Source organism: Sorangium sp. So ce836, assembly GCF_028553905.1.
Taxonomy (GTDB): Bacteria; Myxococcota_A; Polyangia; order Polyangiales; family Polyangiaceae; genus Sorangium; species Sorangium cellulosum_D.
In genome coordinates this window covers 9796023-9810415 of sequence record NZ_CP102233.1, presented here as the reverse complement: position 1 = coordinate 9810415, position 14393 = coordinate 9796023, and the positions used below count along the sequence as shown (strand labels likewise).

Sequence of the window (14393 nt, the reverse complement as noted above, 5' to 3'; positions counted from 1 at the left end):
CCCGAGCGCCGCTCAGCCGTTCTTGATGCGCGCCACGATGGCGTCGGTGAGCGCCTTCGTGGCCGCCTTGCCGCCGAGATCGCGGGTGCGCACCCCGTCGAGGTTCAGCGCGCCGTCGATCCCGGCGCGCAGGCGGCCGGCGAGATCCCGGCGGCCGACGTGGTCGAGCATCATCGCGGCGGCGAGCATGAGCGCGATCGGGTTCGCCACGCCCTTGCCGGCGATGTCCGGCGCCGAGCCGTGCACCGCCTCGAAGATGGCGGCGTTCTGGCCGATGTTGGCCCCGGGCGCCATGCCGAGGCCGCCGACCAGGCCCGCGATCTCGTCCGAGAGGATGTCGCCGAAGAGGTTCGTCGTGACGATGACGTCGAACTGCCACGGGTTCAGGACGAGCTGCATCGCGCACGCGTCCACGATGCGCTCGTCGGTCCCCACGCGGCCCTCGTAGGCCTTGCTCACCTCGCGCGACGTCTCGAGGAAGATGCCGGTGAGCGCCTTCATGATGTTCGCCTTGTGGACGATCGTGACCTTCTTGCGGCCGTTCTTCTCGGCATAGTCGTAGGCGAACTCGGCGATGCGGCGCGAGCCGACCCGCGTGTTCACGCCGGACCCGATCGCCACCGCGTGCTCGTCGCTGCCGATCGGGATGTAGTGCTCGAAGCCCACGTAGAGGCCCTCGAGGTTCTCCCGCACGAGCACGATGTCGATGTTCTCGTAACGGCCGCCCGGGATCAGCGTGCGCGCGGGGCGCACGTTCGCGAAGAGCTTGAACTCCTGCCGCAGGCGCACGTTCGAGGAGCGGTATCCGCCGCCGATCGGCGTCTCGAGCGGCCCCTTCAGCGCGAGCTGCGTGCGGTGGATGCTGTCGAGCGTGGCCCGGGGCAGGGGATCGCCGGACTCCTTGACGCCGGCCATGCCGGCCACGCACGTCTCCCATTCGAAAGGCGCGCCGAGCGCGTCGAGGGCGCGCAGCGTCGCCTCCACGATCTCGGGGCCGATACCATCGCCGGGGATGAGGGTCGCAGGATGCATCTGTGAGGTCACGGGCTCTGTCTCTCGGGCTCGGGGTGGGTCGCGTCGTCCAGGAAAGTTGCACGCATAGTCGAGGTCCGCGCCGCGATCTACCTCCCGGGACGGCAGATCGCGCCCTCGACGGAGCGCGCGCCGCGCGTCCCGTCGTCACCGCCGTCACCGCCGTCACCGTTATGCTCCACATGTTTCAATTGTTTCATGCGCTCCGCGCTGGCCTGCGCGGGTCCGTGTCGCTCCGTGTGGATCGGTTTTGTTTCATGTTGGTTTACGTACGATTGCTCGCCGGGACGCATGTCCCTTGAGGATCCCCGCCCGCGCCGCCATCATGTTGCGCGCCCATGATCTGCCCGCGCTGCCATCGCGGTTACGCCGACCGTTCGTACGCGTTCTGCCCTGACGACGGCGCCCGCCTGGTTCAGTCCCTGTCGGCCGCGCAGCCCGCGCAGCCGACGCGGCAGTTCGGCGCCGTCCTCGAGGACCGTTACGTGATCCAGGGCTTCATCGGCGCCGGCGGGATGTCGCGCGTGTACCTCGCGGTGGACAGCCACACGAAGGAGCAGGTCGCGGTCAAGATCCTGAACCGCACCTTCGCCGCGGACCGGACCCAGCGCGAGCGCTTCCTCCGCGAGCTCGAGGTGGCGGCCGAGCTCGGGCACCCCAACATCATCCGGGTCCTCGACGCGGGCGAGCGCAAGGACGGGTCTCCGTTCATCGTGCTCGAGCTCCTCACCGGCGAGTCGCTCGGCGCCCTGCTCCGCCGCGAGGTGGCCGTGAGCGAGGCCGTCGCGCTGCCGCTGATACGGCAGGCGGCGTCGGCGCTCGCCGCCGCGCACGCGGCCGGGATCGTCCACCGCGACGTGAAGCCGGACAACATGTTCCTCGTCCGCTCCTCGAGCGGCCCGCGCGTGCTCAAGATGATGGATTTCGGCTTCGCCAAGGTGAGATCGGGCCCGGTGACCGCGGCCGGCCTGGTGCTCGGCACCGTCCCCTACATGGCCCCGGAGCAGGCCCTCGCCGATCCGGTCGACGGCCGCACCGACGTCTACGCCCTCGGCGTCACGATGTTCCGCATGCTCGCCGGCCAGCTGCCCTTCTCCTCGCCGGACGACGTGGTGGTCGTCGCCCAGCACGCCTGCACCCCGGCGCCCCGGCTGAGCGCGATCCGCCCCGGCATCGACCGGCGCCTCGAGGCGCTGGTCGCCACCGCGCTCCGCAAGCTCCCCGGCAACCGCTTCGACTCGATGCAATCGCTCCTGGAGGACGTCGAGCGCATCCTCGGCGCCCGCCCCGGCGCTCCGATCGGCGCGCCGCTCCGGAAATCCCCCGACGTCTACGAGCCGGTGAACCCGGCGGCGCGCGAGGCGCTCAAGTTCCTGCGGCGCCAGCTGCCCTGAACGGGCATGCGTGTCCCCGCGGGCGCGCGCGGCGCAGCGGCGCGCGGGTCAGCGCGCGCCGAGGTCCTCGACGCGGTAGCCGTCCGGATACGTGCGGCTCTTCCTCTTGGTGAGCAGGCGCGGCGAGCGCCGGCGCGGCATGGCGCGCAGGAGCGGGCCGCGCGCGCGGAGCGCCGCCTCCACGACGCGGCGCAGCGCCGGCGGCGGCCGCTGCAGCCCGAGCGCGTCGAGCAGGGGATCGTCGACGATCGCGTGGATGACCTGCGCCCCGAGCGGCCACAGGGCCTTCGGCAGCACCCAGCCGAGCATGAGGTCGCGCGTCGCGACGGCGAGCCTGCGGTTGTTCTCCGAGAATCGCAGGTGCTCCGCCTCGTACTCGACGTTGAAGCGCTCGTACGCCTCGTAGCTCGGCGGGATGTCGCGGATGTTCATGAGCGTCCCGACCTGCTTCCAGTAGTGGTACGCCGCGAGCTTCTCTTTCTCGAGGAGCGGCCGCCAGGCGAAGCGCTCGTTCCAGCGGATGGGCTCGAAGATGAACGTCGACAGCGTGTACAGGTACTCGTCGTTCGGGATGGTGTAGCGCCTGTGCTGCTGGTTCATGCGCCGCAGCGCCGTCCGGCCGCGCTCGCTGTCGTATCCGTTCTCCAGCATCTCGGAGAGGATGAGGACCGTGTCGTCGTAGCGCTTCTGGGTCCGCTGCAGGAGCTCCCCTGTCTGCACCAGGAGCGGCGTGCCCTTCGCGATGCCGAAGACGCGGAGCAGCGCGAGCTCGAGGGCGCGGTGCGTGTCCCACGGAAAATCATAGCACGTCGAGAGAAACGCGATCTCCTGATGATCCTGGACCGGATCGAGGTTCGCCTCGATATGGTCGCGGATCGCATAACGCGATCGCGATTTGGGAGGAGCCCAGCGCATAGAGAGATCTCCTGAGTTGTATCCGATCGATGACGGCTCTGTGTCTATCATACCTCCGCGAATCCTGGCGGAAACGCCGTTGAGCCGGTGCGGACGCCAACGTCGATGAGCCGACGCCGACGAGACGAGGTGAGGACGGACGCCGCGCGCGGCGTCCGTGACGTGGGGACGACGCGGCCCGCGCGCCGGAGAGCCGGTCGTTCAGGGCTCCCGCGCGACCAGGCCGCCGCGGCTGCGCGGGGGACGGGCTCGGGACGCCCGGGCGGCTCCGCGCCGATGGCGCCCGCGCCGGGGCGGGGCGCGCGTGCGCGGCCTGCGCGAAGGTGGCACCCTAGCCCCGTGCGGCCTGTCATTGACGACATGATCCAGGAGCTCCTTACTCGCCATCGGTCGACCGGCCGGGTGGACCTCAACGACATCGCCGACGTCATCGACCGCCGGCCGGTCTCGTACGAGGAGGTGGAGCACATCATCGACCGGCTCGAGTCCGAGGGCCTCCGGGTGGCCGAGCCGCTCGACGCGGGCGACGTCGAGGTGCTCCGGGCCGTCCTCGCGAGCGCGAGGCGGCTCGCGGCCGAGCTTGGGCGCAGGCCCACGATCGGCGAGATCGCGCTGGCCTCTGGCCATGCCCCGCACACGGTGCGCCGGGCGCTGGAACAAGCGGGGCGCGCCAAGACTTGTTGAAGAGGACGCATGCAGGCCGCGCCGGACACAGCGCAGCGCGGCAAGACGCGGAAGAGGCGGCAAGACGCGGCACAGCGCCAGAGCGAGAGGAAGGCAAACAAAACGAAAGAGCCGCGCCGTTGAGGGCAGACCGGAGCTCTACGTCAGTGTTATTGTGGAGATGGAGGGGAGCTCTGTCGCCGTAGTCGATTGTTTCCTCTACGCATCAGGGAAGGAAGGCTGGCCCGATGAACATCACGATCACGTTCCGGCACATGGTGGGTACCGAGGCCGTCAAGAAGTACGCTCACGAGAAGGTCGCCAAGCTCCAGAAATTTCTTCGGCAGGCAATGACGGCGCAGGTGACCCTCTCGGTCGAGGGGTTGATGCACGTCGCCGACGTCCGCATCTCCTCCGGCAGCCTGGCCTTCCAGGCCACCGAGCGGGGTGAGGACATGTACGCGTCGATCGACACGGTCCACGACAAGCTCGAACGGCAGATCCGCGATGGAAAGGGGCACACGATCGCGCGGAAGCGCGGCGGGACGAGCGCCGGCGAGTACGCCGCCGAGGTGGAGCGGGAGGCGGTGGCAGCCGCGGGACGCGGTCGATCCTGAGCCGCGGCGCCCGCCGCCGGGGCGGCGGAGCGCGCGCGATCCGAGCTGCCGCGCTCGCCGCCGAGGCGGCGCGGCGTACCGGGGCCTGAGCCGCCGCGCTCGCCGTCGCGGCGGCGGCCTCTCCCGCGGGGGAGCTGCGCGCTCGCTGCCGCGGCGGCGGCCTCTCCCGCGGGGGAGCTGCGCGCTCGCTGCCGCGGCGGCGGCCTCTCCCGCGGGGGAGCTGCGCGCTCGCTGCCGCGGCGGCCGCCTGCCGCGGGTGAGCCTCCACGCTCGCCATCGTGGCCGGCGGCCCTCGCAAGGTGAACTGCCGCGCTTGCCGTCGTGACGGCGGACGGCAAGCGCTGGCGACCGACCCGGCGCCGGCGCGCACGCGGTGACCCGCCCGGCGCCGGCGCGCACGCGGGCGACCCGCCCGAGGCGCCTGCTGCCCGCGGCGCGGGCGATCGCGGCGCGAAGATCGCTCCCTCCAGGGCCGCCGGCCGCGATAGCGTCCTTGAGTCGCGTACCCGAGGTCCCCAGGGTAGGATGGCACGTCGGCGCGCCTGGCCCTGGCCGGGCGCCGCGCCGTCCGTACCGCGTGCGCCACAAAAGAGCCCTCTCACCTCGCCGAGCGCCGAAATCAGCATGCAAGTCTGCGACATCTTGACCGCGCACCAGGTATCCGTCGCCAGCGAGCAGGAGGGGGTCGTCCGCTCCAAGGCGGACGCGCTCCGCCGGCTCGCCGCCCTGCTCGCGACAGGACAGCAGGGGGTCAAGAGCGAGGACATCGAGCGGGTGCTCGCCGAGCGCGAGCGCCTGCAGTCCACCGGCGTCGGCAGCGGCGTGGCCATCCCGCACGGCGCCATGGAGGGGATCGATCGGCTGATCGGCGCCGTCCTGCTCTGCCCGAAGCCGATCGACTTCGACGCGATCGACGGGGCGCCGGTGTCCATCCTCATCGCCGTCATCGGGCCGAAGCGGGCCACCGGGGAGCACCTGAAGACGCTGGCGCGCATCTCCCGCCTCCTGCGGGACGAGACGTTCAGAAGGCGGCTGCTCGGCGCCTCGACCGGGCGGGCGGCGTTCGAGCTCATCGCCGCCGAGGAAGGGAGGTCGGTGTCATGAGCAGCTCGCGCGGCAGCGCACAAGATGGCGACGGGGGCGGCCGGGTGCCCCCCGAGACCGGCGCAGGGCGGCCCGATCGCCCCGCCCTCACGGTGCGGAGCCTGATGGCCGACGACGGGCTCGGCATCGAGCTCACGCTGATCGCCGGCGCCGCGGGCCTCGACCGGCCCATCATGAACACCCGCATCCAGAAGTCGGGGCTCGCGCTCGTCGGCCACTTCCACGGCATCGTCCCGACGCGGGTGCAGATCCTCGGGCAGACCGAGCTCTCGTTCCTCCACAAGCTCTCCCGCGAGGACCGGCTCCTGTCGCTGCGCGGCTTCTTCGAGCTCGGCCTGTGCTGCGTCATCCTCACGCAGGGCGACCAGCCGTTCGACTTGAACGGCTCCGGCGTCGGCTTCGTCCCCGTGCCGGAGCTCGCGCAGTGCGCCGAGGAGAGCGGGACGCCGCTCCTCGTCTCGGCGGTGCGGTCGAGCGTCACGATCACCGCCCTGCACGCGCTGCTCGACGACCGGCTGGCGCCGCGCATCCGCCTGCACGGCGTGCTCGTCGACGTCTTCGGCGTGGGCCTCCTGCTCGTGGGGTCGAGCGCGATCGGCAAGAGCGAGTGCGCGCTCGACCTCGTGATGCGCGGCCACCGGCTCGTGGCCGACGACGCCGTCGAGTGCGACTACCGCCCGCCCGGCATGGTGTTCGGCGCGCCGGCCGAGCTCCTCCGGTACCACCTCGAGGTGCGCGGCCTCGGCATCCTCAACGTGAAGGACCTGTTCGGCGTCACCTCGATCCGCGAGCGCAAGCGCATCGACGTCGTCGTGAAGCTGGTCGAGTGGTCGAAGGACACCGAGTACGACCGGCTCGGGCTCGACGAGCGGTACCACACCATCCTCGGCGTGAAGATCCGCGAGCTCGTCATCCCGGTGCGCCCCGGCCGCGACATGGCGTCGATCCTCGAGGTCGCCGCCCGCAACGAGCTCCTGAAGAACGCCGGGTTCCACGCGGCGCGCGAGTTCTTCGGCAACGTCGAGGGCGAGCTGCTCCGCGAGCGCTCGGCCGAGGAGTCGTCGGTCCCGCCGCCGGTGCGGCTCGCGGAGGAGGGCGCCCCGCGCGGCGCGGCGCCGCACGGCCCGCCCCGCCCGCCGCGGCCCGGCCACGGCGTGGAGGTGCAGAGCCCGCCGAGCAGCGCCTTCCGGCAGCCCGTGGAGCGGGGGAGGCCGCCGGAGCGGCCCGGCACCGGGTTCGTCGCCACGGAGTCGTCCGTGAGCCTGCCGCGGCCGAGGAGGCGAGGGTGAGCGGCGCGCCCGACCCGCTGCCGCCCGCCCAGCCGCCGTCCGACGGCGCGACGGCGCGCGTCGTCGTCGTCACGGGCCTGTCGGGCGCCGGCAAGTCGACGGCGCTCCACGCCCTGGAGGATCTCGGCTTCTTCTGCGTCGACAACCTGCCCACCTCGCTCGTCCGTTCCGCGGTCGAGGCGTGCGAGGCGGGCGGGATCAACCGGATCGGGCTCGGCATCGACGTCCGGGTGGGCTCGTTCCTCGCGGGCGCCACGGCGGCGCTCGACTCGATCCGGGTCGGCCGCGACGTGGTGATCCTCTTCCTCGACGCCTCGGACGAGACGCTGCTCCGGCGCTTCAGCGAGACCCGGCGGCCGCACCCGCTGACGACCGGCGGCAGCGGCGCCATCGCGATGCTCGACGGCGTGCTCCTCGAGCGCGAGCGGCTCGCGTCGCTGCGGGCCAGGGCGACCATCGAGCTCGACACGACGCGGCTGTCGACGCACGACCTGCGCCGCGTCGTCCTCGAGCGGCTGCGCCCGGCCAAGGTCGATCTGCCCCGGATGTCCACCCGGTTCATTTCGTTCGGCTACAAGTACGGCATCCCGCTCGACGCCGATCTGCTCTTCGACGTCCGCTTCCTCGACAACCCGTATTTCGTCCACGGCCTGCGTGAGCTGACGGGCAACGACGAGCCGGTGCGGGAGTACATCCTGAAGAACGCGGACGCCCTCGAGTTCATCAGCAAGACCGAGCAGCTGCTCGCGTTCTGCATGCCGCGCTACGCCGACGAGGGAAAGAGCTACCTCACGATCGGCATCGGGTGCACCGGGGGCCGGCACCGCTCCGTCGTGCTCACCAACGTGCTCAGCGACAGCCTGCGGCGGAAGACGGGCCTCCCGATCACGGTCGTCCACCGAGACGTCGCCCGGGCGAGCAGTAGTATAGTACCCTCCGGGGCGGGTGAGGGCATGGCGGGGACGCCCAGCGTGGATTTCCGGCGGCTGCAGCCTGGGACGGCCGCGGCGGAGTCGCGCCCGGCGTCGGACAAGAGCGTGACGGGGGGCGAGCGGTGACGATCGAGGGGGTGAGGAGGCGGTTCACCATCATCAACGTGCGCGGACTGCACGCGCGCGCCGCGACGAAGCTGGTGCAGCTCGCGGGCCGCTACGACTGCGACATCTCGCTGACCGGGCCGGACGGGCAGTCGGCCAACGCGAAGAGCGTGATGGGGGTGCTCCTGCTCTGCGGCTCGATGGGCACCCAGATCGAGGTCCACGCGACCGGCGATCAGGCCGCCGAGGCGGTCTCCGCCATCGGCGAGCTGATCGCCGCACGCTTCGGAGAGAGCGAGTGACGTCCGGCCGGAGCGCGCTCTCCGCGGGGGCTCCGGGCGATCACGCCGTCCCGGCGGACGCCGCCCGCGGCGACCCGGGGGCGCCCGGCGCTCGCGGCGACCCGGGGGCGTCCGGCGCCCGCGGCGACCCGGGTGCGCCCGGCGCGCGGAGCGACTCGGGGGCGCCCAGCGCGCGGAGCGACTCGATGCCACCTGGCGCCCGCGGCGACTCGATGCCACCTGGCGCCCGCGGCGACTCGATGCCACCTGGCGCCCGCGGCGACTCGATGCCACCTGGCGCCCGCGGCGACTCGATGCCGCCTGGCGCCCGCACCGAGACGCTGCGGGGCATCTCCGGATCGCCCGGGGTCGCCATCGGCGCCGCCGTCGTGATCGGCGGGCACAGGACGAATCACCCGCGCCGCCGCGTCAGCTCCAGCGAGATCGGAGCAGAGCTCGAGCGCTTCGAGGCCGCGGTCGAGCGCGCGCAGGACGAGCTCCGCGACATGGCGAAGCGCCTCGGCGACCACCGCGCCGAGGCGTCGATCCTCGAAGCGTACCTCCTGATGCTCGGCGACGAGGCGCTCGCCGACGCCGTGAGGCGCCAGGTCATCGAGGAGCGGCGCTGCGCCGAGTGGGCGGTCGCGACCGCGTGCGAGGCGATCGCCGGCCGCTTCGCCGCCCTCGACGACCCGTACCTGCGCGAGCGCAGCCACGACGTCATGTTCGTCGGCGAGCGCCTGCTGCGCGCCTTCACCCTCCCGCCCCAGGAGCCGCCGTCCTCGCGCGACACCGGGCCGCTCTCCACCCGCAGCCTCATCGAGCTCCAGAACTCGATCGCCATGCCGGCGACGTTCGGCGCGGCGCTGCCGCGCTTCTCCGGGCCGACCATCCTCATCGCGCACGACCTCTCGCCGGCCGACACCGCGGCCATGGTCGACGAGCCGGTCGTCGGCTTCGTCACCGAGGTCGGCACCCGCACGAGCCACACCTCCATCATGGCCCGCGCGCTGGAGATCCCGGCCGTGGTCGGCGTCAGCGACGTGCTCCAGCGCGTGATCACGGGCGACGTCGTCGTGATCGACGGCCTGCGCGGCACGGTCGTCGTCCGGCCCGGGCCCGTCGAGCTCGCGGAGGCGCGCGCCCGCGCCGAGCGCTACGGCGCGCTCGCCAAGGAGCTCTCGGAGTCCAGGCACCGCGCGGCCGAGTCGAAGGACGGGGTGAAGGTGTCGCTCCGGGCCAACGTCGAGCTCCCGGCCGAGGCGATCCTCGCGCGCGACCAGGGCGCCGACGGCATCGGCCTCTACCGGACCGAGTTCCTCTACATCGACCGCACGTCCCCGCCCTCGGAGGACCAGCAGTTCGAGATCTTCCGCGCCGTCGTCGAGGCGCTCCGCCCGAAGCCGGTCACCTTGCGCACGTTCGACATCGGCGGCGACAAGTTCGTCTCCACCTTCCAGGTGCCGCCGGAGATGAACCCGATGCTCGGCCTCCGCGCCGTCCGGCTCGCGCTCTCGCGCCCCGACGTCTTCCTCGAGCACCTCCGCGCCATGGTGCGCGCCTCCGCCTTCGGCGACGTGCGGATCATGATCCCCATGGTCGCCGGCCTCGGCGAGCTCCGGCAGGTGCGCGAGCTGCTCCGCCGCGCGCAGGAGCAGGTGCGCGCCCGCGGCCAGCCCTGCGCCGACGAGATCCCGCTCGGCGTGATGATCGAGGTGCCCGCGGCCGCGATCATGGTCGACCATTTCGCGCGCGAGGCCGCGTTCCTGAGCCTGGGGACGAACGACCTCATCCAGTACGCGCTCGCGGTGGACAGGACCAGTCGCTCGCTCGCTTACCTGGCCTCGCCCTTCGACCCGTCGATCCTCCGGCTGATCACGAAGGTGATCCGGGCGGGCCAGGAGTACGGCCGCCCGGTCTCGCTCTGCGGCGCCATGGCGAGCGACCCGCTCGCGGCGCTGCTCCTGCTCGGCCTCGGCCTCCGCGACTTCTCGATGGAGGCGGCGGCGATCCCGGAGATCAAGGAGACGCTCCGGCGCGTGACGGTCGCCGAGGCCGAGGCGGTCGCGGCGGAGGCGCTCGCCTGCACCACGGCCGAGGAGGTCGAATGCTGCGTCGCCGCGGCGTTCGCGCCGGGCCTCTACGACCTGCTCACCGGAGAGCGCGACGCGCGGTGACCGGCCTGCGCACGGGAGAGCGCGGCGCGCGGTGACCCGCGTCGCAGGTCGACGGTCTCGCCGTCTTCACCTCCTTTTCGCTTGAGCTCGCGGGGAGGGCTTCCTAGCGTGATGCCGCTTCATGAAGTCCCGTAAAGCCATGGGCGCGGCGCCGGGGGCGACGACGCGGCCCTCCGAGGCTCCCCTTTCACCGGCGCGCGGGGCCGCGGCGCGCTCGCCGGCCGCGTCGCGCGTCGCGCGCGCGCTGGCCGCCGGCGCGGCGGCGCTCGGTCTGTGCGCGGCGGGCTGCGAGCAGGAGCAGCCACCCACGCGGCTCGTGGGCCAGGTGCACCTGACCCTGCTCCACACGTCGGACATCCACTCGCGGCTCTTCCCGTACAACCTGCAGCTCGGCCAGGTCGACGCGGGGCTCGGCCTCGGCGAGGCGACCGCCATCGCCAACGTCGGCGGCGCCGCGCGCATGTCCCATATCATCGGCCGCGAGCGCGCGCGCTCGTCGCGCGTGCTGCACCTCGACGGCGGCGACTGCTTCCAGGGGGCGCCGATCTTCAACTTCTACTCGGGCGAGGCGGAGATCCGCACCCTCGGCGCGATGGGCGTCGACGCGATGATCGTCGCCAACCACGAGTTCGATCGCGGCGCGCTGAACCTCGGCGTGCAGCTCCAGCAGAACGCGAGCTTCCCCATCCTCGCGGCGAACTACCTCCTCGAGGACCCCGCCCAGCCCGGCGCCTCGCCGCTCGGCGCGATCCTGCAGCCGTTCACGGTCTTCGACCTCGAGGGCCTGCGCGTCGGCGTCATCGGGATGGGCAACCTCTCCAGCCTGACCTCGATCTTCGAGGCGCCGAACCGGCTCGGCGTCACCCCGCTGAACACCACCGAGGTCGCGCAGTTCTACGTCGATCTGCTCCGCCCCACCGTGGACGTCGTCGTCTTCGTCACCCACCTCGGGCTCGACGTCGACGAGCGGATGATCGAGACCACGACGGGCATCGACGTCGTGCTCGGCGGGCACAACCACATCGTGCTCCAGCCGCCGAAGCGCGTCCGCGACTGCTCGCGGTACTACGACGAGGAGGCGCAGCGCCACTACATCCTCCTGAACGACGAGCGCTCCCCGGAGGCGGGCGAGAAGCGCCGGCGCTACTGCACGCCGCGCGACGTGGTCCTCGCGCACTCCGGCGCGTTCGCGAAGTTCGTCGGCCGGCTCGACCTCGTGCTGTCCAAGGATCCCTCGGAGCTCGGCGCCGACTACGACCCGCTGAACGGCTACGAGGTGCTCTCGGACCGGTACGAGCTCTTCCCGGTGACCGAGGGCGTGCCGGCGGACCCGATCGTCGCCTCGGTGCTCGAGCCGTACGCGCAGGGGCTCGACGCGCTCGCGAATCTCGATCTGCTGGTCGGCTACGCGCTCGACGGCTCGCGCCGCGTCTCCACGAGCGGCGGCGACTCGCCGCTCGGCAACCTGATCGCCGCGGCGATGTGGCTGCGCCTCGGCATCCAGACCGACTTCGCCCTCACCAACACGACGGGCATCCGCGCCGACCTCGTGCCCGGCCCGGTGACGGTCGAGCAGATGTTCAACATCTTCCCCTTCGACAACTCGATCTCGAAGATGCAGCTCTCCGGCCTCGAGGTGCAGGACCTGTTCGACTTCGTGGCGCGCCGCTCGAGCGGCCGCGGGTGCGTGTCGCAGGCGCAGATCGCGGGCGCGCGGGTCGTCATCGACTGCGCCGCGCGCGCCTCCGAGGGCGCCGCGCCCGGCGTCGCGACCCACGTCTACATCGGCGCCCACGACCCGCCGATCGCGTGCCCGAACGGCGACGCCGACTGCCCGGGCGGCCTCACCGGCAGCTGCGACGTCGAGGCGAACCGGTGCTGGCAGCCGATCGACCCGATCGCCACCTACGAGCTCGCCACGTCGAACTACCTCGCCCAGGGCGGCAGCGGGTTCCGCGTGCTCCAGCGCAACACGACCCAGTTCGACACCCAGGTGCAGCAGCGCGACGCGCTCATCGACTACCTCCGCGCCGGGCGCCCGTGCGGCGCGGACGACCGCGGCGAGCTCGCGTCGTGCCAGCGGGACGCCGACTGCGCCGGCGTGGGCGAGGGCTACGTCTGCGCGTGCCCCGAGTCGGTCGTCGAGGGCCCCGTGTGCAAGACCGGCGGCGCGCCGTGCGCCCAGGGCGCGTGCGTGCTCGCGCGCTGCCGCGACGACGTCGCCGCCTACCAGCGCGACGTCTGCGCCAGGGCGCCGACCCCGGAGGTGCGACAGCAGTGCGAGGGCGCGCTCGCCCCGTGCAGCGCCGCCGGCGAGCAGTGCAAGTACCTCGCGTGCGTCGACCGGCGGCTCGGCAACTTCTCCGACGGCCGCCTGCGGATGGTGGGCCAGTGACGCCGCGGGCGCGGCCCCAGGCGGCCCTGCTCGCCGCGGCGCTCGCCGGGTGCGGCAGCGACGCCGGCCCGCCGCGGGGCGTCTCGAGCTTCTGGGTCCAGGTCGTGGAGGTGAACGGGGCGGCGCCGCCCTCCGCCGAGGCGCCCCTCCCGGCCAACCGCGGCGACACCGTGGACGCCTGGTCGTTCCGGATCGAGGCGCGCGACCCCGCCGGCCGCCGGGCGCCGTTCGACGGCATGGTCCGGCTCAGCGTCGAGCCCGGGGCCGTGGTCGACGTCGAGGCCGACGAGGCGGACCTCGCCGTCGGCCGCAACGTCCGCCTTCGCGGCGGGGTCGCGACCGGCGTGGTCCACGTGACGGCCGTCTACGGGCCTGCCCGGCTCTGGGCCGAGGACGTCGGCTACGAGCCCGCGCCCCGGGGCGGCCGGCCCGCGTGCGCCAACGGCGAGAACGACGACGCGCCGGGCGACGTGCTGATCGACTTCCCCGCCGACCCCGGGTGCGCGTTCGCCGACGACGACAGCGAGGAGGGCGGCACCTTCAGCGCCGGCGCCTCGAAGCCCGTCGCCTACGCCCTGCCGCGCATCGCTGACGTCCAGGGGGGCGGCTCGGCGACGCCCTACGCGTTCGAGGGGATCCAGATCAACACCGCCGCGCCCCAGGAGGTCGTCGTCACGCGCGTCGCGAGCGACGGCTTCTACGTCACCGATCTGGCCGGCCAGGACGGCGGGTACAACCACCTCTTCGCGTACAACTTCAACACCCCCGCCAACATGCGTGTCTGCGATCGGCTCCAGTACCTCGCCGGCACCGTGAACGAGTTCTTCGGCTTCACCGAGCTCTCGTTCCCGTCCTACGAGATCGCGCCCTTCCACGAGGGGGAGCCGTGCCCGGTCCCGGAGCCGACCGTGCTCGACGCGCGGACGATCGCCGACGCCTCGGCCATGGAGCGCCTCGAGAGCGGGCTCGTGCGCGTCGAGGGGGTCCACATCAGCAAGAATTTCGGCCCGAAGCCCGCGCGGAACAACGCCTTCGGCCCGGAGCAGTCGAGCTGCGATCTCAACGGCGACGGCCAGGTCGACTTCGAGAGCCGGGCCGAGGGGAGCTGCGCGAACGCGTGCTCGCGCGACCCCGAGTGCAGCGAGTGGACGAGCTTCTCCGCGCGCGGCAACTACAAGGTCACGGACGGGTCGAGCATGATCCAGATCCAGACCGGCACGGTGAGCGCCTTCGATCCGACGTCCCACCGGGGCCGCGCGCTCGAGGCCGTGACGGGCACGCTCCGGAACTTCTCGGGCGGCTCGCTGAACTGGACGATCGAGGCCCGCTGCCCGGACGATCTCGTCTGCGAGGCGCCCGGCTGCGCGCCGGCCGCGAAGCCCTCGACGGAGGCCTGCGTGCGGCTGCGCAGCCTCGACGACAACGACGCGGAGACCAACTAGCCGCCGCCTCCCCCCCCCGCGGCCGCGCCGCGCCCTCGGATCCCCCA

At 72.6% G+C, this 14393-nt stretch carries 12 protein-coding genes; 10 read left to right on the top strand and 2 right to left on the bottom strand.

The annotated features are described in order from the left end of the window. Positions 1–12: 12 nt before the first annotated feature. Entirely contained in the window at positions 13–1032 is a 1020-nt protein-coding gene (locus NQZ70_RS35540) for an isocitrate/isopropylmalate dehydrogenase family protein (RefSeq protein WP_408022445.1), read from the bottom strand. Between the two features lie 338 nt (positions 1033–1370). On the opposite strand from NQZ70_RS35540, the gene NQZ70_RS35535 reads away from it, so the two are divergent. Continuing rightward, positions 1371–2426, top strand: a complete 1056-nt coding sequence (locus NQZ70_RS35535) for a serine/threonine-protein kinase (RefSeq protein WP_129578192.1) — start codon at positions 1371–1373, stop codon at positions 2424–2426. 48 nt (positions 2427–2474) lie between these two features. Here the strand turns inward: NQZ70_RS35535 and NQZ70_RS35530 are convergent, their stop codons facing one another. After that, complete coding sequence (locus tag NQZ70_RS35530; RefSeq protein ID WP_207217577.1) at positions 2475–3341, bottom strand: oxygenase MpaB family protein; 867 nt, start codon at positions 3339–3341, stop codon at positions 2475–2477. Between the two features lie 339 nt (positions 3342–3680). Here NQZ70_RS35530 and NQZ70_RS35525 point away from each other — a divergent pair, with 339 nt between their 5' ends. The 9 genes from NQZ70_RS35525 to NQZ70_RS35485 all read left to right on the top strand — a co-directional run bounded on the left by NQZ70_RS35525 (position 3681) and on the right by NQZ70_RS35485 (position 14346). After that, complete coding sequence (locus NQZ70_RS35525) at positions 3681–4025, top strand: sigma-70 domain-containing protein (protein ID WP_165374335.1); 345 nt, start codon at positions 3681–3683, stop codon at positions 4023–4025. 227 nt (positions 4026–4252) lie between these two features. Beyond that, complete coding sequence (gene hpf / locus NQZ70_RS35520) at positions 4253–4621, top strand: ribosome hibernation-promoting factor, HPF/YfiA family (protein ID WP_129578190.1); 369 nt, start codon at positions 4253–4255, stop codon at positions 4619–4621. Positions 4622–5245: 624 nt separating this feature from the next. Then, positions 5246–5725 (top strand): PTS sugar transporter subunit IIA, encoded by a 480-nt coding sequence (locus NQZ70_RS35515; protein WP_129578189.1) that lies wholly within the window; start codon positions 5246–5248, stop codon positions 5723–5725. Continuing rightward, a complete protein-coding gene (gene hprK / locus NQZ70_RS35510; RefSeq protein WP_129578188.1) occupies positions 5722–7014 on the top strand; it encodes an HPr(Ser) kinase/phosphatase in 1293 nt (430 codons plus the stop codon). Before NQZ70_RS35515 ends, hprK begins: the two co-directional genes overlap by 4 nt. After that, positions 7011–8072, top strand: a complete 1062-nt coding sequence (gene rapZ / locus NQZ70_RS35505) for an RNase adapter RapZ (protein ID WP_129578187.1) — start codon at positions 7011–7013, stop codon at positions 8070–8072. Before hprK ends, rapZ begins: the two co-directional genes overlap by 4 nt. Next, the gene (locus NQZ70_RS35500) at positions 8069–8353 is read left to right on the top strand and encodes an HPr family phosphocarrier protein (protein ID WP_129578186.1); all 285 of its coding nucleotides are present in this window, start codon (positions 8069–8071) and stop codon (positions 8351–8353) included. The genes rapZ and NQZ70_RS35500 overlap by 4 nt, the downstream gene beginning before the upstream one ends. Further along, positions 8350–10509 carry a phosphoenolpyruvate--protein phosphotransferase gene (ptsP, locus tag NQZ70_RS35495; RefSeq protein ID WP_261344323.1) on the top strand — a complete coding sequence of 720 codons (2160 nt, stop codon included), beginning with the start codon at positions 8350–8352 and terminating at the stop codon, positions 10507–10509. Before NQZ70_RS35500 ends, ptsP begins: the two co-directional genes overlap by 4 nt. 121 nt (positions 10510–10630) lie before the next feature. After that, on the top strand, positions 10631–12904 hold the full coding sequence (locus tag NQZ70_RS35490; RefSeq protein WP_237244326.1) for a bifunctional UDP-sugar hydrolase/5'-nucleotidase: 2274 nt from the start codon (positions 10631–10633) through the stop codon (positions 12902–12904). Next, a complete protein-coding gene (locus tag NQZ70_RS35485; protein WP_129578183.1) occupies positions 12901–14346 on the top strand; it encodes a hypothetical protein in 1446 nt (481 codons plus the stop codon). The genes NQZ70_RS35490 and NQZ70_RS35485 overlap by 4 nt, the downstream gene beginning before the upstream one ends. Positions 14347–14393: the final 47 nt, after the last annotated feature.